Origin of the sequence: Amycolatopsis sp. NBC_00438 (assembly GCF_036026695.1) — a bacterium.
Classification (GTDB): domain Bacteria; phylum Actinomycetota; class Actinomycetes; order Mycobacteriales; family Pseudonocardiaceae; genus Amycolatopsis.
Genome location: NZ_CP107923.1, coordinates 8,042,774 through 8,067,400 on the forward strand (window position 1 = coordinate 8,042,774; position 24,627 = coordinate 8,067,400).

Sequence of the window (24,627 nt, forward strand, 5' to 3'; positions counted from 1 at the left end):
AGGTAGGTACACTGGTCTGACCAGTAGCCTGCACGCGACGGACGTCGAGGTCAAGGGATGCGGTTCGAACCGGTGGCTCCGGTCCGCGCGTACGAGCGGGTCGTCGAACAGATCGAGCAGGCCGTGATCAGCGGCGAGCTCAAGCCGGGTGAACGGCTGCCCAGCGAGCGCGAGCTGATGATCCAGTTCGGAGTCGGCCGCTCGACGATCCGCGAAGCTCTGCGCGTGCTGCAGGCCGCCGAGATGATCCGTTCGCGCCCCGGCGATCCGCGGGGGCCCGAGGTGCTGGCCGCGTCCCCGGTCGCGTTGCACCGCTCGATGCACCGGCTCGCCCGCGCCGACCACGTCGGGCTCGCGGACCTGTTGCAGTTCCGGATGATCCTCGACGGCTCGGCCCACCTGCTGGCCGCGGAGCTGCGCACCGACGACGATCTGACCGGCCTGGCCGAAGCCCTCGAAGCGATGCGCGAAGGCGTTTCACGCGGGTACGCCGAGTTCAGCCGCGCGGACGTCGCGTTCCACGAGGTCATCGCGCGGATCTCGCGGAACCCGTTGCTGGTGGTCAGCGAAGAAGTCGTGCGCGGAGTGGTGCTGGAACTGATCGAAGACAAGCTGGAGCACGCCAGCAACCGGGCGTCGTTGATGCGCACCTGGCTCGCGCACCACGCCGAAGTGCTCGACGCGGTCCGCGCGGCCGACGGCGCCGGCGCGGCCCATCTGGCCAAACAGGCGTTGTACGACAACTACGCCGAATACGTCCCCGCCGGGCAACGCCCGCTGCTGACGCCCTTGCTGCGGTAATACACTCGGCCGGGTGGATTCCACGGAGCGTTCCGGCGTCGGCCTGGCCCTGTCCGGCGGCGGTTACCGCGCGATGCTCTTCCACACCGGCGCGCTCTGGCGCCTCAACGAACTCGGCTGGCTGCCGAAACTGACCACCGTCTCCAGCGTGTCCGGCGGGTCGATCGCGGCCGGCGTCCTGGCCCACGCGTGGCACAAACTGTCGTTCGGGGACGACGGCATCGCGGACAACTTCGGCAAGTTCGTCGTGGAACCGATCCGGAAACTGGCGCGGACGAACCTCGACGTCCCGGTGACGCTGAAGGCGATGTTCATCCCGTGGCGCAGCGCGGGCGAGGAACTCGCGCGCGTCTACGCGAAGCACCTCTTCGGCGACTTCCGCCTCGACCAGCTCGACCCGGCCGGGCCGCACTTCGTGTTCACCGCGACCAGCCTGCAGGACGGCTCGCTGTGGTGGTTCTTCCGCCAGGACGGCCCGCACGGGCAGATCCCGCTGGCCACCGCCGTCGCCGCGTCGTCCGCGTTCCCGCCGCTGCTCTCGCCGGTGGTGATCCCCGACCCGAACCGGCCCGACCGCAAGATCGTGCTCAGCGACGCGGGCGTGTACGACAACCTCGGCCTGGACCCGATCGAGAACCAGCGCGCGGTCGTCCTGGTCAGCGACGCCGGCAAGAAGATGAAGCACGAGGACAACCCGAAGCGGAACTGGCCGATGCAGCTGCTGCGCGTGCTGACCGTGATGGACAACCAGGTCCGCGAGCTGCGCACCGGCACGCTGCTGAAGTCCTACCAGGACAAGACGTACGCCGGGACGTACTGGGCGACCTACAGCGACATCGAGCACTTCGAGCTGCCGGACGCGCTGCCCGCGCCGGTCGCGCAGACCCACGCGCTGGCCGTGACGAGCACCCGGCTGACCCACACCTCGGAACGACTGCAGGACCAGCTGATCAACTGGGGTTACGCCGCCTGCGACGCGGGCATGCGCAAGTGGGTCGACCGGGCCGCGGTCGCGCCGAAGACGTTCCCGTACCCGGGCTCAGGCGTTGGCTAGGTTCGCGTAGACGACGATGTTGTCCTTATAGCTGTGGGCGGCGTGGTCGAACACCCCACCGCACGTGATCAGCCGCAGTTCCGGCTTGGCGCTGTTGCCGTACACCGCGTCGCGCGGGAACGTGTCCTTCGGGACCTGCGTGACGTGGTCCACGACGAACTTCAGCTTCTTGCCGTCGCTGCGGTCGACGTCCACCTCGTCGCCGGGCACGAGGTCCTTGAGCTTGTAGAAGATGCCGGGCTGCTTGTCGCCGTCGACGTGGCCGAGCACGATCGCCGGGCCGACGTCACCGGGTACCGGCGAGAGCTTGTACCAAGCCGCTTGCATCGGCGTGTGCACCGACGGGACGGAGATCGAGCCGTCGGTCTTGAGCGCGACCGCGAGCAGGCTGGACTCGGCGCCGATCTTGGGGATCTTCACCGACGTCGGCCGCAGGCCCTTGAACGGCGCGGTCACCGGGACCGACGACGGCACCGGCGCGGCGGCCTTCGGCGTCTCGGCGGAGCTGCAGCCGACCAGCGTCAGGGCGAGGGCGAACGCGGCGACCGCCGCGCCCGCCCGGCGGACGGTCACCTGGCCGTGCCGCCGAAGCCCGTTTCGATCCCGCCCTGGGGCGCGACCTTGACCTGGGCCTTCGGGGCGGCGTTGCCGGAAGTGCTGGTTGTGGTGGTGGTCGACGCGCTCGGCACGCTCGACGTCGTGGTCGGCGCGGTGCTCGACGGCGCGCTGGTCGTGGCCGGCGCGCTGGTCGTGGTGCCGCTGGTCGGCGGGATCGTGGTGCTGGTCTCCGGCGGCGGCGCCTGTTCGAAGTCGACGACACCTTCGCCGTCGACGCCGTTGCAGGTCCAGCTGAACTTGCCGGTGGTGGTGCCCGGAGGCAGGTTGTTGACGCGCACGGAGTAGTTCCAGGTCCGGCCGTCGGACTCGTCCTGGTCCGGACCGCCGGTGACGTCGAGGTACTGGGTCGCCACGTTGCCGGGCGCGCCCGAGGCGCAGTTGATGACCAGGACTCCCTCGCCGCCGACGCCGACGAAGCCGTGGCCGGTGTTGTCCTGGTAGCCGTCCGACGGCGGCTCGGCCGTCGTGGTCGTGGTCTCCGGGGTGGTGGTCTTCGTGACGTCGGTGGTCGGGTCGGCCGAGGTCGTCCCGGTGGTCGTCACCGGGGTGGTCGGGGCCGTCGTGGTCTCCGAGGTGCTCGGGACCGTCGTCGTGGTCGTCTCGGAGGTGGAGGTGGTCGTCTCCGTGGTCGACGGCGCGGTCGTCGTCCCGGTCTCCGCGAATGCCGCCGGTGCGGCGGCGAAAGTGATCAGCGCGCCCGCGGAAACGATCCCCGCGACCCGGTGCAGCGTTCTACCCACGGTCAGACTCCCAACGGCATTGAACTGCGATGCCGCGACTATCGAGGATTCCTCCGTTGGTGTTACTCCGCGAGGGCGATGGACAAATCGCGCCAAAGGTCATCCGGATCTTCGAGACCGACGCTGAACCGCACCAGACCGGCCGGCACACGTTCCTCACCCGGCAGCCACGCCCGCCGCTCGACCAGGCTTTCCACCCCGCCGAGGCTGGTCGCGGACCGGATCAGCCGGACGGCCGCGCAGAACTTGTCGGCGGCCTCGCCGCCGGCCAGTTCGAAGGCGACCATCATCCCGAAACCCGGGTAGCGCACCTTCGTCACCGCGGGGTGCTCGCGGAGGCGCTCGGCCAGCAGCGCGGCGGTCCGGGACTGCTCGGCCAGGCGCGCCGGCATGGTCCGCAGCCCCCGCAGCGCGAGCCAGGCTTCGAGGGCGCCCGGCGTCGACCCGACGCGGGTCCGCGCGCCACGCAGCTCGTCGGCGACGGCCGGGTCCTTGGCCACGGTGAGGCCCAGCAGCAGGTCACTGTGCCCGCCGATGAGCTTGGTCGCGCTGTGCACGACGACGTCGGCGCCGAGTTCGAGCGGCCGCTGCTGCAACGGCGTCGCGAAGGTGTTGTCGACGACGACCCGGCCGCGCGCGGCCGCGGCGATGGTCTCGATGTCCATGACGTCGAGCGTCGGGTTGGTCGGCGACTCCAGCCAGACCAGGTCGGACGTCGCCGCCTCGGCCACCCAGGCCGCGGTGTCGGTCGGCTCGAGCTCGGTGACGGCGAGCTTGCCGAGCTTCTGCGCGTGGGCGAGCACCCCGCGCGTCACGGCGTAGCTGAACGTCGGGACGACCACCCGCGACCCGACCGGCAGCAGGTCCAGGACCGCCGACAGCGTGGCGACGCCGGACGCGAACGCCGTCGCGTAGCCGCCTTCGAGCGCCCCGATGGTCTCCTCGAGCGCGTGCCAGGTCGGCGTGCCGTCGCTGCGCGCGTACACGGAATCGCCACCGGCCTGGTACGTGCTGGTGGCGACGAGCGGGGTGTTCAACGGCTCACCGGGACCGTGCGGCCGGCCGGCGGCGATGGCCTTGGTGCGGGGCGTCCAGTCGTCCATGCGATCACCGTAACCGCAGGTCATCTCCCCGGTCACTGTGACGAAGGCGGCCGGCTCGCCCGCGCGTCCGCGGGCGAGCCGACCTGGCTTCAGTGGGCGTACACCTCGAACTCGTACAACGAGTAGCCGTACTTCGTGCCGCGCTGGACGCCCTGCAGTTTCACGAACCGGGCCTGCGTCGGCGCGAAGGACACGTTGTCCTGCCCGCCGTCCCCGTTGGTGACGACCGCGGCGTCCGTCCAGTTCACGGCGTCCGGCGAGGTCTGGATCTTGTATCCCTTGCCGTACGCCGATTCCCAGCTGAGGGCTACCCGCGAGACCGGCTGGACCGAGCCGAGGTCGACGGTGATCGCCTGGTCGTCGCTCCAGTCGCTGGCCCAGCGGGTCGAGGCGTTGCCGTCGATCGCGTTCGACGCCGGTGAGGGGTAGAAGCCGGTTTCGGCGCTGGTGGCGCTGACCGTCTTCCCGGGCGCGAGGTTGGCGATGTTGTCGCCTCGGTGCGCGGTGTACTCGACGACCTGCTGGAACGTCGGGCGGTTCTGCCAGGTGATCTTGTCCTGCGTGATGCCGCCCAGCGGGTTGTGCACGATCGTGTCGGCACACCACTGGTCGCCCGCGGAGCAGCTCGCGTCACCGGGGTAGACGGTGTTCGCGGCCTGGCCCGCGGCGGTGGTCAGCGAGTCGACGAGCGCCTGGCGGCACGTGGTGACGTTGCCGCCGCCGCAGAACGTGCTGCCGAGCGGGCCGGCCACCGGCTGGCCGAGCACCTGCCGGATGTCCTTGCTGACGTAACCCCACCAGCCGAACTGGAACGACGAGCCCTTGTGCGGCTGACCGGTGTGCTGGCCGTTGCCGTTCTGGAAGCCGGACGGGCTTTCGTTGATGCCCAGCACGCCCGTCATCGCGTTGTAGGCGTTGTCGCCCATTCCCGGCTTGAACTCGGCCTGGACCAGCAGCGGCCACCACGCGTCGAAGATCCGGATCGCGTCGGCGTCGGCGTACGCCTTGCTGCCGGCCGTGGTTTCCGTCCGCTTGTGGCCGTTGGCCATCCACGCCTTCAGCTTCGCCTCGGCATCGGCCGCCGCACCGGTGGTCGGCGTCTTGTCGAGCACCTGCAGCAGCAGCGGCAGGACGCGCTCGGCACGCAGGTCGGCCAGCGCGGCGTCCTCCATCGCCTGGGTCAGGTTGACCCGGGTGACCTTGGTGCCGGTGAGGATCATCGTCTTGACGCGCGTGTCGAGCAGGTCGACGCGGTGCACGGCGGACTTGTCCGCACCCGCCGCCGCGTAGCCGTTGACCTGCGCGTTGTTCCAGCTGACGTAGTAGTCCTGGTTGACCGACTGCGGGTGCTGCGACGCCGGGGTGTAGTTCGCGACGTTGCCCGCCGGGTTCCAGCCGATCCAGTCGTGCCCCTGGTCACCCCACACCGGCAGGTTCGGGTCCACATTGGACTGCCGGGCCGGGTTGGCGCCGGAGTTGAAGTACGCGATGTCCTTCGAGTCGGCGTAGAACCAGTTGAACGTGAAGTTGATGTCGGCCGCGGCCTTCTGGAAGTCCGCCGCGGACTTGACGTAACCCGGGTCGTTCAGCTCCTGGAAGCCGATCAGCGAGTCGGCCTCGTGGAAGAGCGAGGACCGCAGCTGCGCGTACGCCATGGGTTTGCCGCCGACCGTCGCCCGGCTCAGCACCGGGCCGTACTTCGTGCGGTAGGCACGCAGGGTGTACGAGCCGGCCGCGGTGCCGTCGGCCACCGTCGGGCTCCAGGAGTCCTTGACCTCCACCGTGTCCATCGGCAGGCACTGGCCCTTGTACGTGTAGTAGTTCGAGTCCTTCGTCGGCGCCTTGCCGCTCGGGTCGCACAGGTTCAGCGCGTAGGTGTCGATGATGTCCTGCGCCGACGTCGTCGCGCTCCACGAGTAGTCCTGGCCGCGACCGAGGAGCACGTACATGCTCAGCCCGGCGAAGGCCGCGCCGCGGGCGCTGATGCCCGGGCCCTGCAGTTCCTGCAGCAGGAGCAGCTGCGGCGCGAAGTACCCGGTCTGCGGGCCGAAGACGGCGACCGGGTGGCCGCTGGCGGTCTTCGAGCCGGACACGACCAGCGCGTTCGACATGCCGTGCTTGTCGGTCAGCATGTCGCCGGGCAGCACGCCGTTGTCGAACATCCCGCGGGCGGGCTCCTGCGCGGCCGGCGCCGGGACGTCCACAGTGGACGGAGTCGCGGTCGACGCCGAACCGGTCTGGTCGAACACCAGCTGCTGCGGGGTCACCGAACCCTTGTCCGGCAGGGCCTGCCCGACGGCGTTGGCCGGGGTCTTGCCGTAGGGGAACGTCTGCCCGTCGTGCAGGGTCTTGACGGCCTCGGGGTCGTCCTCGGACCGCAGGCTCTGCCAGACCTTCTCCCCCTGCGCGGCGCCGTACTGCTCCTGCAGCGCCAGCTTCGCGACGGCGTTCTGCACCTCACCGCCACCACCGGCGCCGAACTCGGCGCCGACCAGCGACGCGAGCGCGACCAGGTCGGTCAGCTTGAACGGGTCGATGGTGCCGTTGTTGGTGATCGCGTCGACGTGCCCGGTGAGCACGTACTCGCCCGGGAAGTAGCGGCCGCTGTGGGAGTCGGTGATGTACTTGTTGATCCCGTCGACGTACGCCTGCGCGTCGGACAGGCCCTGCGCGCCGCGCGGGCCGCTCGCGGCGACGTGGTCGATCTGCTGCTGCAGCTCGGCTTCGGTGTAGGGCGCGTTCGCGAAGAAGCTCTGCTCCAGCTCGCGGTTGGCCTGGGCGCCGCCGGCGAACGACGTCACCTGGCCGCGGGCGGCGTGGCGCAGGACGTCCATCAGCCACAGCCGGTCCTGCCCGGCCGCGTACCCGGCGCCGAACTCGGTGCCGGCGCGCGTGGTGCCGGTGATGTGCGGGACGCCGAGGGCCTTGTCGCGCACGATCGTCACGTCGGAACGCGGCTGGATCGTGCTGGCGACCTGGTCGGCGGCTACGCCGAACGACGAGTCGTTGAAGTACTGGTTGATCGCCCCGGTGGTCAGCGTCTGGTAGCCACCGGCCAGCGAGGAGTACTTGCCGAGCTGGTCGGCCGCGTGCGCCGGGCGGGTGCCGAGCACCTTGTGCGCCAGGATGTCCGCCAGCGTGCCGTTGCCGTTTTCGCCGGGCGGCAGGATGTCGCTGCACTGCCCGCCGCAGTAGTCGTTGGGTGCTGCGGCCGCCTCGGCGGCCGGAGCGGTGACAGCGACCTGGGTGAGCCCGGCGACCAAGCCCGCCAAAGCCGTCAAGGTCAGGGTGCGGATGCCGCGTCGCATCAGGGCTCCCTCGGGGTCAAGGAGAGTGACGAAGCGCACGCTACCGAGCAGTAGCACACATGTGAAGAGTTTTCGCGTTTTTCAGCCCTTGGGCGTAGTCCGAACGGCGCAGCCTCGCGCGCGTGGGTACGGTGGGCGCCATGACCTTGGAAAAGCCCCAGATCGACCGCCCGGACGGCACCCCGCCGGCCGACCTCGAGATCACCGACATCACCGTCGGCGACGGCGCGGAGGCCACTCCCGGCAAGGCCGTCACCGTGCACTACGTCGGTGTCTCCCACTCCACCGGCGAGGAGTTCGACGCATCCTGGAACCGCGGCGAGCCGCTGCGCTTCGGCCTCGGCGCGGGCCAGGTCATCTCCGGCTGGGACCAGGGTGTCGCGGGGATGAAGATCGGCGGGCGGCGCAAGCTCGTCATCCCGCCGCACCTGGGCTACGGCGACCGCGGCGCGGGCGGCGTCATCAAGCCCGGCGAGACCCTCATCTTCGTCGTCGACCTGGTCGGCGTGAACTGATTTCCGCCGGCGGTGGCGGGACTTCCCGCCACCGCCGCACCGGGTTTCGCTACCCTCGCCCCCATCGCCGGCCGGACGCCGGCCCAACCAGGGGGTTGAGAATGCGCATCCGCGCTTTGCTTTCCGCAGGTCTGTTCGCGCTCGCCGCGGCGGTCGTCACCGCCGCACCGGCATCGGCCGTGGCCAACGGCGCCGACGTCCCGCAGGGGACGTTCAAGTTCGCCGCGAAGCTGACCATGACGGACATCCCGCGCACCGACGGCACGAAGTACAACAGCGCGTGCTCGGGTTCACTGATCGCCAAGAAGTGGATCATCACCGCCGGCCACTGCTTCCACGACGCGGCCCGCAACCCGGTCTCCGGCCCGGTCCCCTACCCGACGTCGGTGCTGCTGGGCACCACCACCGTCGACAAGCCGGGGATCACGCGCAACGTCGTGACGGTGTACCAGTCACCGAGCAACGACATCGCGATCGCCGAGCTCGACAAGCCCGTCTTCGGCGTCGAACCGCTGTCGCTCAACCACAAGACGCCGGTCGTGGGCCAGAAGGTCGTGCTCGCGGGCTGGGGCAGCTTGACGTCGGTCGACCCGACGCCGGGCACGAAACTGCAGCAGGGCTTGATGAAGGTCGCCACCGTCGACCCGCTGTACACCGGCGTGACGGGCTTCGCCCCGACGTCGACGACCAGCGCGTGCACCTACGACTCGGGTGCCCCGTACTTCGTGCCGACCGGCAAGAACGGCGGCCGCCTGGTCTCCATCGAGAGCGACGGCCCGGACTGCCCCCACGACCAGGCCGAGTCCACCGCGCGCGTCGACGTCGTCGCGGACTGGATCGCCTCGCACATCGGCTGAGACTTTCCCGGGACATTCCCGGGACATTCCCGGGACATTCCCGGCAAAACGGCCCCGGCGCTGAGCGTCGGGGCCGTTTTCTTACTCCGAGCAGCGCAGTCCGACCCCGCCCGCCGTCGCTACGCTCGAAGGTGATCGCCGGCGCGAGCCGCCGGTGCGTGACAAGGGGGATCCACCGATGCGCGTTCGCGCTGTGCTTTCCGCTGCCCTGTTGACCCTCGCCACCGCGGGTCCGGCTTCGGCCGTGGCCAACGGTTCCGACGTCCCGGCGGGCCAGTTCCAGTTCGCCGCGAAACTCACGATGACGAACATCCCGAAACCCGACGGCACCAAGTACAACAGCGCCTGCTCCGGCGCGTTGATCGCGGCGAAGTGGATCATCACCGCCGGGCACTGCTTCCACGACGCCAACCGCAACCGCGTCTCCGGCCCGGTGCCGTACCCGACGTCGGTGCTGCTCGGCACGGTCAACCAGAGCACGCCGGGCGTGACGCGCAACGTGGTGACCGTCTACCAGGCCGCCGCGAACGACATCGCCATCGCGACCCTCGACGCCGACGTCACCGGCATCACGCCGCTGACGGTCAACCGGCTCACGCCGTCGCTCGGGCAGCAGCTGACGCTCGCCGGCTGGGGCAGCCTCACGGCGACCAACCCGACGCCGTCGACGAAGCTGCAGCAGGGCACGGTGAAGGTCGGCCAGGTGGCCACCTCGACGCTGGGCGTGCAGGGCGTCGCGCCGACGTCGACGACGAGCGCCTGCGTGTACGACTCGGGCGCGCCGTACTTCGTCGCGGCCGGCACCGGCGGGCAGCTGGTCTCGGTGGAGTCGTCCGGTCCGGACTGCCCCCACAACCAGCTCGAGACGACTTCGCGGGTCGACGTCGTCGCGGATTGGATCTCTTCGCACACGGGCTGACCTCCTTCCGGGCGTCACCCGGTGGCCCACCGGGTGACGCCCGGCCAGGGAATTCCCCCGGCCCGGCCGCGGCAATAACCTCGAACGTCGATCATCGGTTCGACGAAGGGGAAGAATGCGCCTGCGCGCCCTGCTAGCCGCTGTTGTCCTGACCATCACCACCGCCCCTGCCGCCTTGGCCGCGCCAGGGATCGCCAACGGCTCAGACGTCCCCCAGGGTCGGTTCGGGTTCGTCGCGAAGCTCGCGATGACGAAGATCCCCCGCCCGGACGGTTCGACGTACAGCAGCTACTGCACGGGCGCGCTGGTCGCGCCCGGATGGCTCCTCACCACCGGCCACTGCTTCCACGACGCGGCCCGCAACCGCGTCTCGGGCAAGGTCCCCTACCCCACCACCGCGACCCTCGGGCTGACCGACGAGGCCACGGAGTCGGGCGTGGCCCGCAAGGTGACCGAGGTGATCCAGGCGAAAGAGAACGACGTGGCGCTGGCCCGCCTCGACACCCCGGTGAGCACGGTGAAGCCCCTGCCGCTCGACCGCACGCTCCCCAAGGTGGGCGACCAGCTGACCTTGGCCGGCTGGGGCAGCCTGACCAGCACGAACCCCAAGCCGGCCACCCGGATGCAGCAGGGCACGGTAGCGGTGGCGACGGTGGCCCCGACAACGCTGGGAGTCCGCGGCGCGAGCCCGGCGATCACCACGAGTGCCTGCACCTACGACTCCGGAGCCCCGTACTTCACCCCGAACGGCCTAGTAGCGCTGGAAGCAACGGGCCCCGGCTGCCCGCACGCGGGCATCGAAACCACGTCCCGCGCGGACGTCCTGGCCGACTGGATCACCAAGACGACGGCCTGAACCAGCCAGACAGGGCCTAAATACACCCCGAACTCAGCCGTAAGCGAACACCACGCAGAGCCAAACGGGTGATATTCCCCACCAGGAGAACCCCGCTCAGCCACGCTGGAAGGTGAGCGAAGGCACCGTGGGGGGTCCGGGGGCTCGGCCCCCCGGGAGACACAAGGACAACGGGAAGAGCCCCGGTCGCGCTAGCGACCGGGGCTCTGAACAGCGTGGGCGAGGAGGGAGTTGAACCCTCACGTCCTTTCGGACACACGGACCTGAACCGTGCGCGTCTGCCATTCCGCCACTCGCCCGAGTGCTTCCTTGCGGCAGCGAGGAGAACACTAGCAGGTCGTTCGCACCGGTTTCACCGGGGGCCGTGTCGAGGCTCGCTCACCCGGATAGGATCGGGGCGGAAGCACAAGTGTGAGGAGGTTTTCCCCGGTGGGCCGCGCCGAAAGATTCGACAGGCGACTCGAGAACCTGGTGGGGAACACTTTCGCGCGCATGTTCGGTGGCAACGTCGTCACGCAGGAAGTGGCGATCGCACTCGAGCGGGAGAGTGAGGAGAACGTTCGTGAGCTGGCAGGCGGTCGGCAGCTCGCCCCGAATCACTACATCGTGTCCTTGGGGACGGCTGACCACGAGCGCATGGCCGGTGACGAGCAACGCGTCACCCAGGTGCTGGCCAAGGCGGTGGCCGAACACCTCGCCGCCGAAGGCCTGGACACCTATGGTGACGTCGTCGTATCACTCGAGCGCAACGAGGCGCTGCATACTGGACAGTTCAAGACCCGTTCGTCCGTCGATCCCGACGCCCGCCCCGCAGGCGCCGGTTCACCGCGGTCGGCACGACCCAGCAACGCAGGAGACCCAGCAATGAGCCAGCCCCCCGGCTACGGCCAATACGACCAGGGTGACCCGTACGGCCAGCAGGGCCAGTACGGCTACGGACAGCAGGGTGGCCAGCAGCCCGGGTACGACCAGGGTTACGGCCAGCAGCAGGGCGGCTACGAGCAGGGCGGCTACGGTCAGCAGCCCCCGGCCGGTGGCTATGAGCAGGGTGGTTACCAGCAGGGTGGCTACGACCAGGGCGGGTACGCCCAGCAGCCCCCGCAGGGCGGCTACGACCAGGGTTACGCCCAGCCCCCTCAGGGCGGTGGCTACGACCAGGGCGGGTACGCGCAGCCCCAGCAGGGCGGCGGGTACGACCAGGGCGGCTACCAGCAGGGTGGCTACGACCAGTACGGCGGCCAGCAGCAGCAGCCCGGGTACGACCAGTACGGCGGTCAGCAGCAGGCCGGTTACGACCAGTACGGCCAGCAGCAGGCGTACGGGCAGCCGGCCGGTGACCCCTACGCGCAGCAGCAGGGTGGCTACGCCGCCCCCGCGGCGGGCCGTCAGCTCGCGGCGAGCCTGCAGCTGGACGACGGCTCGAACCGGACGTACTCCCTGAAGCAGGGTGGCAACGTCGTGGGCCGCGGCCAGGACGCCGACTTCCGGCTCCCCGACACCGGTGTCTCGCGCCGTCATCTGGAGATCACCTGGGACGGTCAGAGCGCCACGCTCGCCGACATCGGGTCGACGAACGGCACGACCGTGAACGGCACTCCGGTGCAGACCTGGCAGCTCGCGGACGGTGACGTCATCCGGGTGGGGCATTCGTCCCTGGTGTTCCGTACGCAGGGCTGACTCCGGGCCCGTAATACTGTTCCCGCAGAATTGACGTGCGGGGGGACCGCGGCGTACCCGCGTCGCGGCTGCACGGAAGAGTCGGGAGCGGACACACCAAGTGCCAGAGCTGGTCGTACAACTCACCAGGGTGGGCTTCCTCGTGCTGCTCTGGCTCTTCGTGTTCGCCGCGCTCAGAGTCGTCCGCTCGGACCTCTACGCGGCGTCCGGCATGCGTGTCCAGGTGCCGACCTTCGGTCGCAAGAAGGAGAAGAAGCCGCGCGGCGGGAAATCGCCGCAGCAGCTGCTGGTGACCCACGGGGCGCTCGCCGGGACCCGCATCGCGCTGGACGGCAGGCCGATCCTGATCGGCCGCGCCGACGACTCGACGCTGGTGCTCGACGACGACTACGCGTCGACCCGGCACGCCCGGATCGCCCAGCGCGGTGAGGACTGGTACGTGGAAGATCTGGGCTCGACGAACGGCACTTATCTGGACCGGGCTAAGGTCACTGCACCCCTCCGGGTCCCGCTCGGAGTCCCCATCCGGATCGGCAAGACGGTGATCGAGCTTCGCCCATGACTCTCGTCCTCCGCTATGCAGCCCGCAGCGACCGGGGCCTGGTGCGTTCGAGCAACCAGGACTCCGTGTACGCCGGCCCTCGCCTGCTCGCGCTCGCCGACGGCATGGGTGGTCATGCGGCGGGCGAAGTGGCCAGCAAGGTCGTCATCGCCTCCCTCGCCCCGCTCGACGACGACGAGCCGGGTGACGACCTCCTCGCCCAGCTGCGCGAGGCGGTGGCGAACGGCAACGCCGCGATCGCCGAGCTCGTCTCGCAGGACCCGGACCTCGACGGGATGGGCACCACGCTCACCGCCGTGCTGTTCGCCGGGACCCGGCTGGGCCTGGTGCACGTCGGCGACTCGCGCGCCTACCTGTTCCGCGGCGGCCAGTTCGCGCAGATCACGCGCGACGACAGCTTCGTCAACGAACTGCTCGAACAAGGCCGGATCACGCCCGAAGAGGCGGCGGTGCACCCCCAGCGGTCGCTGCTGCTGAAGGCGCTGACCGGGCACGAGGTCGAGCCGAGCCTCACCGTGCGTGAAGCGCGCCCCGGCGATCGGTACCTGATCTGCTCGGACGGCTTGTCCGGCATGGTCAGCGACGAGACGCTCGCGGAGGCCGTGCAGATCCCGGACCCGCAGCAGTGCGCGGACCGGATGATCGAGCTGGCGCTCAAGGGCGGCGGCACCGACAACGTCACGGTGATCATCGCCGACGTCGTCGACGTCGACTTCGGTGAGGACGCGCCCATCGTGGGCGGCGCCGCCGGGGACGGCAGCGACGAGCGGCACCAGGGCGACTCGCCCGCGGCGCGGGCCCGGGCGCTGACCCAGCCCCCGCCGCAGCCGCGCCAGGAGCTGCCGCAGCCGAGCGTGGACCCCAAGGCCAAGCGCCGGAAGCGGTTCCGCTGGCTGGCCGGCGCGCTGGTGGTGCTCGTGGTGCTCGCCGCGGCCGCCATCGCCACCCGCTACTTCGTGCTGAGTCAGTACTATGTCGGCGAAGGTGCGGACCAGGAGGTCGTGATCTACCGCGGCGTTCCCGGCAGCATCCTCGGCATCGACCTGCACACCTACGAGCAGGGTTCGTGCCCGCCTAACCAGGTGTGCACGGACAAGCTCCGCGTCAACCAGCTCCAGGAAGACGCGCGGCTGGCGGTGCAGAACGGCGTCAAGAAGGACAGCCTCGACGACGCCCGGAAGTACATCGACGACTTCCTGCAGCTGCACAAGCGCTTGAACAACTGCGCGCCGGTGAACGGCCAGCCGTCGCTGACGCCGACCCCTACGGCCACGCCGACGACGACTCCGTCGGCACCGGCCGGTTCCACCGCTCCGTCGTCGGCGAACCAGCCTGCGGGGAGGGACTGCTCGACGCCGAGTTCGACGGCACCGACGACGGGAGGCGGTAACTGATGGGCCAGCCTGCCGCGAACACCGCCGAGCCGCTCGCGGCCCAGTTCCAGACGAACCCGCCGCGGGACGTGCCGACCCGGCGCAACACCGAACTGGTGCTGCTGGGGTTCGCGGCCTTCATCGTGACCATCGCGCTGGTCCTGGTGGAGGCGAACCAGGAGCAGGAACTCACCGCGTCGATCCTCTGGCTCGGGCTCGCCTACCTCGGCGTGCTGACCGGGGCGCACCTCGCGGTGCGCAAGTGGGCGCCGTACGCGGATCCGGTGCTGCTCCCCTGCGTCGCGCTGCTCAACGGCATCGGCCTGGTGATGATCCACCGGATCGACCTGGCGCAGGCCGAGAAGGCGCTGCAGAACGGCAAGGACTTCTCGCCGGACGTCACCAAGCAGGTGCTGTTCACGGTCATTTCGCTGGCGCTGTTCATCGTGGTGCTGGTGGTCGTCAACGACCACCGCACGCTGACCCGTTACGGCTACACCGCCGGCCTGATCGGCATCGTCGCGCTCGCGCTGCCGGCGCTGCTGCCGTCGAGCCTGTCCGAGGTCAACGGCGCCAAGGTGTGGCTGAAGCTGCCGTTCTTCTCGATCCAGCCGGGCGAGTTCGCGAAGATCCTGCTGATGATCTTCTTCGCCTCGTTCCTGGTGTCGAAGCGCGACCTGTTCATGGTGGCGGGCAAGAAGTTCCTCGGCGTCGAGCTGCCGCGCGCGCGTGACCTCGGCCCGATCCTGATCGCCGCCGTCGTCTGCATCGGCGTCCTGGTCTTCGAGAAGGACCTCGGCACGTCGCTGCTGTTCTTCAGCGTCATCCTGGTGATGCTCTACGTGGCGACCGAGCGGGCCATCTGGGTCGTGCTCGGGCTGAGCTTCTTCGTCGTCGGCTGCGTGATCGCCTACAACCTCTTCGGGCACGTGCAGCAGCGCGTGGCCAACTGGCTGGACCCGCTGGCCACCTACGACAAGCCCGGCGGCGGCTACCAGCTCGCCCAGGGCCTGTTCGGGCTCGGCACCGGCGGCGTCGGCGGCACCGGCCTCGGCGCGGGCCGGCCGGACATGGTGCCCGAGGCCGCCACCGACTTCATCACCGCGTCGATCGGCGAAGAGCTCGGCTTCATCGGGCTGGCCGCGGTCCTGATGCTGTACCTGCTGGTGGCGATGCGCGGCATGCGGAGCGCGCTCGCCGTGCGCGACACGTTCGGCAAGCTGCTCGGCGGCGGGCTGGCGTTCACCATGGTCATGCAGATCTTCGTCGTCGTCGGCGGCGTCACGAAACTCATCCCGGAGACCGGTATCACCGCCCCCTTCCTCTCCAAGGGTGGTTCGTCGCTGCTCGCGAACTACATCCTGGTCGCGCTGCTGCTGCGGATCTCCGACGCCGCCCGCAGGCCCAGCGCCCGGCCGAAGCCCCAGCAGCCGCAGGCGCCGATCGCCGAAGCGCACACCGTGCTCGTGCAGCGCCCGCCGGCGAACGGGGGCGCCCAGGCATGAACACCCCGCTCCGCAAGGTCGGCATGGCGATGCTCGTGATGGTCGTCCTGCTGCTGGCCAACGCCACCTACATCCAGGTCGTGAAGGCCGACGACTACCGCACCGACTCGCGCAACGCCCGCGTGCTCTACGACGAGTTCGCCCGCCGGCGCGGCCAGATCGTGTCGCAGGCGAACGGCGAGGTGCTGGCCAAGGTCGACCCGTCGAACGACAAGTACAAGTACATCCGGTCCTACGTCGACGGCCCGATGTACGCGCCGGTCACCGGCTACTACTCGATCAACTACGGCTCCGGCGGCCTCGAGCGCGCCGAGGACGACGTGCTGAACGGCTCGGACCCGCGGCTGTTCGTGCGGCGGCTGTCGGACATGGTCACCGGCCGCGACCCGAGCGGCGGCAACGTCCGGCTGACCATCGACCCGGCCGTGCAGAAGGCCGCGTACGACCTGATGACGCAGCGGAACTACACCGGCGCCGTCGTCGCGCTGGAGCCCAGCACCGGCCGGATCCTGGCGATGGTCTCGACGCCGTCGTACGACCCGAACCAGCTCGCGTCCCACACGTCGAAGACGCAGATCGACGCCTGGAACGCGAACATCAAGAACGACAAGAACCCGATGCTGAACCGGGCGATCTCGGAGACCTACCCGCCGGGGTCGACGTTCAAGCTGGTCACCGCGGCCGCCGCGCTCGAGGACGGCAAGGGCCCGGACACCCCGGTCAACCCGGCGCCGAACACGAAGCTGCCCGGTACGAGCGTCACGCTGGAGAACTACGCCGGCGAGGCCTGCCCCGGCGCCACGTTCAAGGACGCGCTCGCGCACTCCTGCAACGTGCCGTTCGCGGAGTTCGCCGGCCAGCTCGGCGCCGACAAGATGAAGGCGACGGCGGCGAACTACGGCATCGGGCAGACGGACCTGACCGTGCCGATGAAGGTGGCGCCGTCCACCGTCGGGCCGCTGGACTCCCAGGGCGCGCTGTACCAGAGTGGCATCGGCCAGCGCGACGTCCGGCTCACACCGCTGCAGGACTGCCTGCTCGCCGCGACCGTCGCCAACGGCGGGATGGCGATGAAGCCGCAACTGGTCCAGTCGGTACTGGCTCCGGACCTCTCCACCATCGAGGACTACAGTCCCACCGAGCTCACCGGCACACCGGCGCTGTCGTCGTCGAATGCCGCGATCCTCAAGGACATGATGATCGCTTCCGAGGGCTTCACCAAGGGCGGCGGCAAGCGCCCGGACATCCAGATCGCGTCGAAGACCGGCACCGCCGAGCACGGCACGGACTCCAAGAACACTTTCCCGCACGCCTGGTACACCGCGTTCGCCCCGGCGAACGACCCGAAGATCGCGGTCGCCGTGATCGTCGAAGACGGCGGCAACCGCGGGCTCGCGGCCACCGGCGGCTCGGTCGCCGCGGAAATCGGCCGCGCGGCGATCAACGCCAAACTCGGGGGTGGATAGCGCATGCTGTCCTCCGGTCAGCTACTGGCCGAGCGCTACAAGCTGACGAGCCGGATCGCCGTCGGCGGGATGGGCGAGGTCTGGCAGGCCAGCGACACCCGGCTGGACCGGACCGTGGCCGTCAAGATCCTCAAGGCCGAACTCTCCGGCGACGCCGAGTTCCTCCACCGCTTCCGCACCGAGGCGCGGATGACGGCGTCCTTGAACCACCCCGGCATCGCCGCGGTGCACGACTACGGCGAGACCATCTTCGACGGCGACCTGTCGATCGCGTACCTGGTGATGGAGCTCGTCGACGGCGACCCGCTGGCCGGGTTGCTCGCCAAGCACGGCCGGCTGTCGGCGGAGTTCACGCTCGACATGCTGGAGCAGGCGGGCAACGCGCTGCAGGCCGCGCACGAGCAGGGCCTGGTGCACCGCGACGTCAAGCCGGGCAACATCCTGGTGACGCCGGCGGGCCAGGTGAAGATCACCGACTTCGGCGTCGCGAAGGCGGCCGACGCGGCACCGGTCACCCGGTCCGGCATGGTCATGGGCACGGCGCACTACATCGCGCCGGAGCAGGCGCTCGGGCACCCGGCCGAGCCGGCGTCCGACGTCTACTCGCTGGCGGTGTGCGGCTACGAGTGCCTCGCCGGGCACCGGCCGTTCCTCTCCGAAAACGCCGTCACGGTCGCGATGATGCACATCCGCGACATGGCACCGCCGCTGCCACCGGACGTCCCGCCCGCCGCGCGCGCGGTGATCGAGGCGACCCTGGTGAAGGACCCGCGGCAGCGCTACAACAGCGGCGGCGAGTTCGCGGCCGCCGTCGCCGCGGTGCGCGCCGGGATGCCGCTGCCGGCGCCGTCCGGCCTGGTCAACGCGTCCTACGCCACCGGCCAGCACCCGGCCTCGACCGGTCAGCACCCGATCCAGCAACAGCCGCCCGTCCAGCAGCCGGTGCCGCAGCAACAGCAGCACATGCCGATCGGGCCGCCGTCCCCCGCGATGAACCCGATGCCCGTCATCGGCCCGCCGTCCCGGCCCGCGATGCGCCCCGTCATGGTGCCGGTCACCCGCAAGAAGTCGCAGTGGGGCTGGTGGGCGCTGCTGGCGGCGATCCTGCTCGTCGTCCTGGTGGCGGGCATCGTGCTGATCGCGAAGATGATCGGCGGCTCCGGCTCCGGCTCGCAGCAGCACGGCGGCCAGACGACGAGCCAGGTGGTCCCAGGCAGACAGCCGCCCGCGGAGGATCCGCCCGCTTCTTCGAGCGCCTACCCGGCGGACACTCCCGGCACGACCGACGATGGCCAGCAAGGCATCATGAACACACCTTGGACGGAATGGAACGGCACCCAGAGATGAGCACACCCAGACTGCTCTCCAACCGGTACGAGCTGGGCGAGACGCTCGGCTACGGAGGCATGTCCGAGGTCCATCACGGCCAGGACGTGCGTCTCGGCCGGGAAGTCGCGATCAAGATCCTCCGTGCCGACCTCGCCAGGGACCCGCAGTTCCAGGAGCGTTTCCGCCGGGAAGCGCAGAACTCCGCCGCGCTGAACCACCCGGCGATCGTCGCGGTCTACGACACCGGCGAAGCGAACACCGAGTTCGGTCAGCTGCCGTACATCGTCATGGAGTTCGTCGAAGGCCGGACGCTGCGCGACATCGTCAAGACCGAGGGCCCGATGTCGCAGAAGCGGGCGATGGAGGTCATGGCCGACGTCTGCGCGGCACTCGACTTCTCGCACCGCCACGGCATCGTCCACCGCGACGTCAAGCCGGCCAACGTGATGATCACGAAGAACGGCGCCGTCAAGGTGATGGACTTCGGCATCGCGCGCGCGATGCACGACGGCCAGTCCGCGATGACCCAGACCGCCGCGGTGATCGGCACGGCGCAGTACCTGTCGCCGGAGCAGGCCCGCGGTGAGTCGGTCGACGCCCGGTCCGACGTCTACGCCGCCGGTTGTGTGCTGTACGAACTGATCACGGGCGAACCGCCGTTCACCGGCGACTCCCCGGTCGCGGTGGCCTACCAGCACGTCCGGGAGGACCCGAACCCGCCGTCGTCGGTGAACCCGGCGGTCGCGCCCGAGCTGGACGCCGTCGTGCTGAAGGCGCTGGCGAAGGGCCCGGCGAACCGCTACCAGTCGGCCGCGGAGATGCGTTCGGACCTGGTCCGCACCCTGTCGGGTCAGCGCCCGGCCGCGCCGATGGTGATGTCCGAAGACGAGCGCACGCAGGTGATGAACAACGACCGGCGGCAGCCGCAGCGCTACGAGGAGTACGCCGAGCCGGACGACGAGGACCCGAAGGCCAAGCGCCGGCGCCGCACGATCCTGGGTGTGCTGGCGGCGGTGTTCGTGCTGGGCGCGGTGCTGCTGATCATGTGGCTGGCGGGCTCCTTCAAGAGCAGCACCGACACGGCCGCGATCCCCGACGTGGTGCACCAGACGGTCCCGCAGGCGCGGGAAACCCTGACGGGCGCCGGTTTCACGTCGATCGAGACCAAGAACGTCACCTGCGGGGTGCAGCCGACGGACGGCAGCCCGCAGTGCGAGCAGGGTGACGTCAACCGGGTCATCAAGATCGACCCCGCGGCCGGGACGACGGTCAGCACCAGCACGAAGATCGCGCTGTACGTCGGGGTCGCGCCGGGCAAGGCCCGCGTACCGGACCTCAAGAACAAGACGCGCGACCAGGCGCAGCAGGCACTGACCGACGCGAAGCTGACGCTGGACACGAACGTCGCGGAGGTCGAGGTCGACGACCCGAACCAGGCCGGCTTGGTGCAGCAGCAGACCCCGACCGCGGATTCCGAGGTCGACGAGGGCACCTCCGTGAAGATCACGGTGGCCAAGTCGAAGGAACTGAAGCAGGTCCAGGACTTCACGGGCAAGCCGTACTCGCAGGCCGACGCGGCGCTGCGGGGCCAGGGCTTCAAGACGAAGCGCGTCGACCAGGCTTCGGACAGCGTTCCGAAGGACAGCGTCATCACCCAGAACCCGAACGGCGGTTCGGTGATACCGGGCACCACGATCACCCTCACCGTGTCGACCGGTCCGGAGCAGACCGACAAGATCGAGATGCCGAACCTGAGCGGCATGACGACCGATGAGGCGCAGTCGAAGCTGCAGAGCATGGGCTGGACCGGGAACCTCCGGACGCAGTCCGACAAGACCAGCAAGGAACCGGAAGGCACGATCACCAAGCAGAACGTGACCCCGGGCACCCAGATCGACAAGAACCAGGCGATCACCGTGGGTGTGTCGGAGGGCAACGGCGGCTTCCCGTTCCCGACGACGTCGTCGGGCACCCCCGGCGGCTGACGGATCCACGAGAAAGGCCCGCACGGTTCGCCGTGCGGGCCTTCTTCGTTTTCAGGCTTTGTCGAGAAACCCTTGGACGGCGCCGAGAACCTGCTCGGCGTCGCTGCCGGCGCCGCAGTCGATTTCCAGTTCTTCGGCGGCGCCCGAGCGCTTGACCTTCAGGGAGACGCGGGACTGGCAGCGGCGCAGCCACCCGAAGAGCGAGCGGCAGAAGACGCCGGCGGAGTTGCTCGTCACGCCGACGAGGACGGCGTCGAAGAGCTGGACCCGGCCGCGGAGCTCGTCCTCGCCGCGAAGCCAAGCCGCGAGGTCCCGGAGCTCACCATCGGAGTCGGGCACGGTGATCGCTACGATCCCAGCCGTCACCCGGTCTCCCTTCACCCAGAACCGGAGAGGACCCGAACCTTAGTCGTGTTCGAGGACCCCCGGGAAGCCCGGCGGGGGAATTGAAGATTGCAAATTGCACTCAGGAACGACGCTGCACCAGCCGTGAGACGACCACGAAGCTGACGCCCAGCAGCACCGCCGACGTCACCACCGCCAGTGCCAGCGGACCGCCGACCGGTTCCTCGTCGGTCAGGGCGTGCAGCAGCGGGTGGACCAGCGGAATCTTCGCCAGCAGCACGACGAACAGGGTCACCACGGCGGCCAGCACCGTCCAGCCGATCCGGTGCACCAGCAGCCGCGAGCACGGCAGCGCGATCGCGATGCCCAGCAGGGCGCACGCGATGTGCGCCAGCAGGCCGATACCCAGCGCGGCCGGCTGGATCTTGAACGACTTGAGCGCCGACCACGCCTCCGTGATCACCGTCAGGACCAGCGAGCAGCCCAGCACGGTCAGCACCGCGCCGGTGATCAAGCGCCGCCACTGCCGCGCGTGGCTCAAGGTCACCAGGCGCTGCACCGGATCCTCGATGTCGAGCAGCGCGATCGTCAGCCAGCACGACACGACCAGCAGCCCGCCGGCGCTCACCCCGAACAACGGCAGCGGCGGCGAGTGCGGATCGGCGTAGAGGATCACGCAGAGCGCGAGGTAGGCCAGCAGCGCGGGCAGGTACCGCTGCGAATGTCCGAGCAGTGCCAGGTAGTACCGCGTCAACGCGAGCACGGCGCGACCTCCCGGACCGACCAGCCGTCCTTCAACGCGCGCAGCAGCACGGCGTCGACGGAATCGACCTCGACCGTGAGCACGACTTGAACTCCTTCGACGACCGCGTGCCGCACACCGGGTTCGTCCGCCCAGCCGGTGCCGTGGCCACGCAGCACGATCCGCGTCGTGGGCTCGGAGTCTTCTTCCGTCAAACGGCCGGCGTCCATCAGGTGCACGACGTCCGCGTGGTCGTGCACCACCGGCGGCCGGTGGTCGGTGAACACGACGCTCGCGCCGCGCGCCCGCGTCTCGTCGACGACTTCGCCGAGGATCGCGTGCGTGGCGACGTCGAGCCCGGACCACGGCTCGTCGAGGATCAGCAGGTCCGGCCGCACCAGCACGGCCTGCGCGAGCCCGACCTTCTGCGCGTTGCCCTTGGACAGCGTCCGCAGCGGTGCCGTCGGACCGCCGACCAGGGCGAGCCGTTCGAGCAGCGGGTCGATCATCGAGAGGTCGGTGAGGCCGCGGATGCGGCCCATGTGCCGCAGGTAGGCCCGCGCGCCCATCCGCTGGCCGGCCGGGAACCGGTCCGGCAGGTAGCCGATCCGCGGTCTGCCGGTGACCGTGCCGGTGGTGGCGTGCGAGACGCCGGCCATGATCCGCAGCAGCGTCGACTTGCCGGAGCCGTTGGTGCCGAGGATGCCCACGACCCGCCCGGGTTCGACGCTCAGGTCGACGTCACGCAGGACGAAGTCGCCGCGCCCGTACCGCTTTCCGACGCCCTCGAGCCGGATCACGCAACGGCGGCCTTCTGCAGTGCCTTCGTCGCGCGCTCCAGCTCGGCGACGCGCTGGGCGTCGACGGGGTGGCCGGCCGACGCCATCCAGGTGGCCAGCATCCGGTGGCCGCCCTCGGTGAGCACGGACTCGGGGTGGAACTGGACGCCCTCCAGCGGCAGCTCGCGGTGCCGCATGCCCATCACGATGCCGGTGGCGGTGCGGCCGGTGACTTCGAAGACGTCGTCCGGGATCGTCTCCGGAAGCACCGTCAAGGAGTGGTAGCGGGTCGCCGTGAATTCTTCCGGCAAGCCCTTCAGGACGCCGACGCCGGAGTGGCGCACCTGGCTCGTCTTGCCGTGCAGCAGCTCGGGTGCGCGGTCGACGGTCGCGCCGTAGACGACGCCGAGCGCCTGGTGGCCGAGGCAGACGCCGAGCATCGGGGTCGACGTCTCGGCGCACTTGCGGATGACGTCCATGCTCTGACCAGCGCGTTCGGGAGTGCCGGGGCCGGGCGAGACGAGCACGGCGTCGAACTCGGAGACGCGGTCGAGGTCCACGACGTCGTTGCGCCAGACGGTGCAGTCCGCGCCGAGCTGGGCCAGGTACTGGACCAGGTTGTAGACGAAACTGTCGTAGTTGTCGACGACCAAGACGCGCATGCGGCGAGCTTACCGGCTCCCACTGGGTGGACCGTACCGCAAATCACATTTTAGGTTAGGTAAACCTAACTTACCGTGGTAAGGGTGAGCCGATCCCTTCGCGTAGCCGTCGTGGGCGCTGGTCCCGCCGGCATCTACGCCGCCGACATCCTGGACAAGTCCGACGCCGACGTCACGATCGACCTGTTCGAGCGGATGCCCGCGCCCTTCGGGCTGATCCGCTACGGCGTCGCGCCCGATCACCCGCGCATCAAGGGCATCGTGACCGCGCTGCACAAGGTGCTCGACAAGCCGAACATCCGGCTGCTGGGCAACATCGACTACGGCACCGACATCAAGCTCGACGAGCTGCGCGAGTTCTACGACGCGGTGATCTTCTCGACCGGCGCGTCCGCCGACCGCGCGCTCGACATCCCGGGCGCCGACCTCGACGGCAGCTACGGCGCCGCCGACTTCGTCTCCTGGTACGACGGCCACCCGGACGTCCCGCGCAGCTGGCCGCTCACCGCGACTTCGGTCGCGGTGCTGGGCGTCGGCAACGTGGCCTTGGACGTCGCGCGCATCCTCGCGAAGACGGCCGACGAACTGCTGCCCACGGACATCCCGGACAACGTCTACCAGGGCCTCAAGGCGAGCCCGGTGACCGACGTCCACGTGTTCGGCCGCCGCGGCCCGGCGCAGGCGAAGTTCACGCCGCTGGAGCTGCGCGAGCTGGACCACGCGCCGAACGTCGAGGTCATCGTCGCCCCCGAGGACATCGAGTTCGACGAGGGCAGCATCGCCGCGCTGCGGGCGTCGAAGCAGATCGACATGGTCGTGAAAACGTTGCAGGAGTGGGCGATCCGCGACGAAGGCACCCGCCCGAAGCGGCTGCACCTGCACTTCTTCCACTCGCCGTCGGAGGTCCTGGGCGCCGACGGCCGCGTGACGGGCCTGCGCACGGAACGCACCGAGCTGACCGGCGACGGCAACGTCCGCGGCACGGGCGAGTTCCACGACTGGGACGTCCAGGCGGTGTACCGCGCGGTGGGCTACCTGTCGTCGCACCTGCCGGAACTCCCGTTCGACCACGTCAAGGGCGTCGTCCCGAACCAGGCGGGCCGCGTGCTGGACCTGGACGAGGACCAGTTGCCGGGGGTGTACGTGACGGGCTGGATCAAGCGCGGCCCGATCGGCCTGATCGGCCACACGAAGGGCGACGCGGCGGAGACGATCGCGAGCCTGCTGGCCGACGCCGACACACTGACCGCCCCGAAGTACACCGCGCCGGACGCGATCCTGGACTTCCTGGCCGCGCGCGGAATCCCGTTCACCACCTGGGAAGGCTGGGGCAAACTCGACTCGCACGAGAAGTCGCTGGGCCTCGCGGCCGGTCGAGAGCGGATCAAGGTGGTGGAGCGCGAGGAGATGACCCGGGTCTCGCGCACCTGA

The 24,627-nt window shown here is 69.8% G+C and carries 22 protein-coding genes and 1 tRNA gene; 14 read left to right on the forward strand and 9 right to left on the reverse strand.

Going from position 1 to position 24,627, the window contains the following annotated elements; genetic code table 11:
- Positions 1 to 57 precede the first annotated feature (57 nt).
- Both OG494_RS36685 and OG494_RS36690 read left to right on the forward strand, forming a co-directional pair.
- The gene (locus tag OG494_RS36685) at positions 58 to 801 is read left to right on the forward strand and encodes a FadR/GntR family transcriptional regulator (protein ID WP_328446590.1); all 744 of its coding nucleotides are present in this window, start codon (positions 58 to 60) and stop codon (positions 799 to 801) included.
- A 13-nt stretch (positions 802 to 814) separates the two neighbouring features.
- A complete protein-coding gene (locus tag OG494_RS36690) occupies positions 815 to 1,855 on the forward strand; it encodes a patatin-like phospholipase family protein (RefSeq protein ID WP_328446592.1) in 1,041 nt (346 codons plus the stop codon).
- Here OG494_RS36690 and OG494_RS36695 read toward each other — a convergent pair.
- From OG494_RS36695 to OG494_RS36710, 4 genes are all read right to left on the reverse strand, one after another.
- A complete protein-coding gene (locus tag OG494_RS36695; protein WP_328446594.1) occupies positions 1,841 to 2,428 on the reverse strand; it encodes a class F sortase in 588 nt (195 codons plus the stop codon). The genes OG494_RS36690 and OG494_RS36695 overlap by 15 nt on opposite strands.
- Positions 2,425 to 3,213: a hypothetical protein gene (locus OG494_RS36700; protein ID WP_328446596.1), complete on the reverse strand. Its 789-nt coding sequence runs from the start codon at positions 3,211 to 3,213 to the stop codon at positions 2,425 to 2,427. Before OG494_RS36700 ends, OG494_RS36695 begins: the two co-directional genes overlap by 4 nt.
- Before the next feature lie 62 nt (positions 3,214 to 3,275).
- Positions 3,276 to 4,316, reverse strand: coding sequence for a trans-sulfuration enzyme family protein (locus OG494_RS36705; RefSeq protein ID WP_328446598.1), 1,041 nt, complete (start codon positions 4,314 to 4,316; stop codon positions 3,276 to 3,278).
- 89 nt (positions 4,317 to 4,405) lie between these two features.
- A complete protein-coding gene (locus tag OG494_RS36710) occupies positions 4,406 to 7,624 on the reverse strand; it encodes a penicillin acylase family protein (protein ID WP_328446600.1) in 3,219 nt (1,072 codons plus the stop codon).
- 140 nt (positions 7,625 to 7,764) lie between these two features.
- Here OG494_RS36710 and OG494_RS36715 point away from each other — a divergent pair, with 140 nt between their 5' ends.
- The 4 genes from OG494_RS36715 to OG494_RS36730 all read left to right on the forward strand — a co-directional run bounded on the left by OG494_RS36715 (position 7,765) and on the right by OG494_RS36730 (position 10,771).
- Positions 7,765 to 8,139: an FKBP-type peptidyl-prolyl cis-trans isomerase gene (locus OG494_RS36715; protein WP_328446602.1), complete on the forward strand. Its 375-nt coding sequence runs from the start codon at positions 7,765 to 7,767 to the stop codon at positions 8,137 to 8,139.
- Between the two features lie 101 nt (positions 8,140 to 8,240).
- Positions 8,241 to 8,996: a S1 family peptidase gene (locus tag OG494_RS36720; RefSeq protein ID WP_328446603.1), complete on the forward strand. Its 756-nt coding sequence runs from the start codon at positions 8,241 to 8,243 to the stop codon at positions 8,994 to 8,996.
- A gap of 178 nt (positions 8,997 to 9,174) precedes the next feature.
- The gene (locus OG494_RS36725) at positions 9,175 to 9,915 is read left to right on the forward strand and encodes a S1 family peptidase (protein ID WP_328446605.1); all 741 of its coding nucleotides are present in this window, start codon (positions 9,175 to 9,177) and stop codon (positions 9,913 to 9,915) included.
- 115 nt (positions 9,916 to 10,030) lie between these two features.
- Positions 10,031 to 10,771 (forward strand): S1 family peptidase, encoded by a 741-nt coding sequence (locus OG494_RS36730; RefSeq protein ID WP_328446607.1) that lies wholly within the window; start codon positions 10,031 to 10,033, stop codon positions 10,769 to 10,771.
- A 216-nt stretch (positions 10,772 to 10,987) separates the two neighbouring features.
- Here the strand turns inward: OG494_RS36730 and OG494_RS36735 are convergent.
- Positions 10,988 to 11,070 (reverse strand) — tRNA-Leu (locus tag OG494_RS36735).
- A 130-nt stretch (positions 11,071 to 11,200) separates the two neighbouring features.
- On the opposite strand from OG494_RS36735, the gene OG494_RS36740 reads away from it, so the two are divergent.
- The 7 genes from OG494_RS36740 to pknB all read left to right on the forward strand — a co-directional run bounded on the left by OG494_RS36740 (position 11,201) and on the right by pknB (position 20,668).
- Positions 11,201 to 12,448, forward strand: coding sequence for a DUF3662 and FHA domain-containing protein (locus OG494_RS36740; protein WP_328446609.1), 1,248 nt, complete (start codon positions 11,201 to 11,203; stop codon positions 12,446 to 12,448).
- Positions 12,449 to 12,548: 100 nt separating this feature from the next.
- On the forward strand, positions 12,549 to 13,010 hold the full coding sequence (locus OG494_RS36745; RefSeq protein ID WP_247059705.1) for an FHA domain-containing protein FhaB/FipA: 462 nt from the start codon (positions 12,549 to 12,551) through the stop codon (positions 13,008 to 13,010).
- Positions 13,007 to 14,404 carry a PP2C family protein-serine/threonine phosphatase gene (locus OG494_RS36750; RefSeq protein WP_328446613.1) on the forward strand — a complete coding sequence of 466 codons (1,398 nt, stop codon included), beginning with the start codon at positions 13,007 to 13,009 and terminating at the stop codon, positions 14,402 to 14,404. The genes OG494_RS36745 and OG494_RS36750 overlap by 4 nt, the downstream gene beginning before the upstream one ends.
- On the forward strand, positions 14,404 to 15,888 hold the full coding sequence (locus tag OG494_RS36755) for an FtsW/RodA/SpoVE family cell cycle protein (protein ID WP_328446615.1): 1,485 nt from the start codon (positions 14,404 to 14,406) through the stop codon (positions 15,886 to 15,888). Before OG494_RS36750 ends, OG494_RS36755 begins: the two co-directional genes overlap by 1 nt.
- Complete coding sequence (locus tag OG494_RS36760) at positions 15,885 to 17,354, forward strand: peptidoglycan D,D-transpeptidase FtsI family protein (RefSeq protein WP_328446617.1); 1,470 nt, start codon at positions 15,885 to 15,887, stop codon at positions 17,352 to 17,354. Before OG494_RS36755 ends, OG494_RS36760 begins: the two co-directional genes overlap by 4 nt.
- Before the next feature lie 3 nt (positions 17,355 to 17,357).
- The gene (locus OG494_RS36765) at positions 17,358 to 18,701 is read left to right on the forward strand and encodes a serine/threonine-protein kinase (RefSeq protein WP_328446619.1); all 1,344 of its coding nucleotides are present in this window, start codon (positions 17,358 to 17,360) and stop codon (positions 18,699 to 18,701) included.
- Positions 18,698 to 20,668, forward strand: coding sequence for a Stk1 family PASTA domain-containing Ser/Thr kinase (gene pknB / locus OG494_RS36770; protein WP_328446621.1), 1,971 nt, complete (start codon positions 18,698 to 18,700; stop codon positions 20,666 to 20,668). Before OG494_RS36765 ends, pknB begins: the two co-directional genes overlap by 4 nt.
- 51 nt (positions 20,669 to 20,719) lie before the next feature.
- Here pknB and OG494_RS36775 read toward each other — a convergent pair whose 3' ends face one another.
- From OG494_RS36775 to OG494_RS36790, 4 genes are all read right to left on the reverse strand, one after another.
- Positions 20,720 to 21,034 carry an effector-associated constant component EACC1 gene (locus tag OG494_RS36775; RefSeq protein ID WP_328446623.1) on the reverse strand — a complete coding sequence of 105 codons (315 nt, stop codon included), beginning with the start codon at positions 21,032 to 21,034 and terminating at the stop codon, positions 20,720 to 20,722.
- 100 nt (positions 21,035 to 21,134) lie between these two features.
- Entirely contained in the window at positions 21,135 to 21,776 is a 642-nt protein-coding gene (locus OG494_RS36780; protein ID WP_328446625.1) for a hypothetical protein, read from the reverse strand.
- Positions 21,764 to 22,555, reverse strand: a complete 792-nt coding sequence (locus tag OG494_RS36785; protein ID WP_328446627.1) for an ABC transporter ATP-binding protein — start codon at positions 22,553 to 22,555, stop codon at positions 21,764 to 21,766. The genes OG494_RS36780 and OG494_RS36785 overlap by 13 nt, the downstream gene beginning before the upstream one ends.
- On the reverse strand, positions 22,552 to 23,196 hold the full coding sequence (locus OG494_RS36790) for an aminodeoxychorismate/anthranilate synthase component II (RefSeq protein ID WP_328446629.1): 645 nt from the start codon (positions 23,194 to 23,196) through the stop codon (positions 22,552 to 22,554). Before OG494_RS36790 ends, OG494_RS36785 begins: the two co-directional genes overlap by 4 nt.
- Positions 23,197 to 23,307: 111 nt before the next feature.
- Here OG494_RS36790 and OG494_RS36795 point away from each other — a divergent pair, with 111 nt between their 5' ends.
- On the forward strand, positions 23,308 to 24,627 hold the full coding sequence (locus OG494_RS36795; protein ID WP_328446631.1) for an FAD-dependent oxidoreductase: 1,320 nt from the start codon (positions 23,308 to 23,310) through the stop codon (positions 24,625 to 24,627).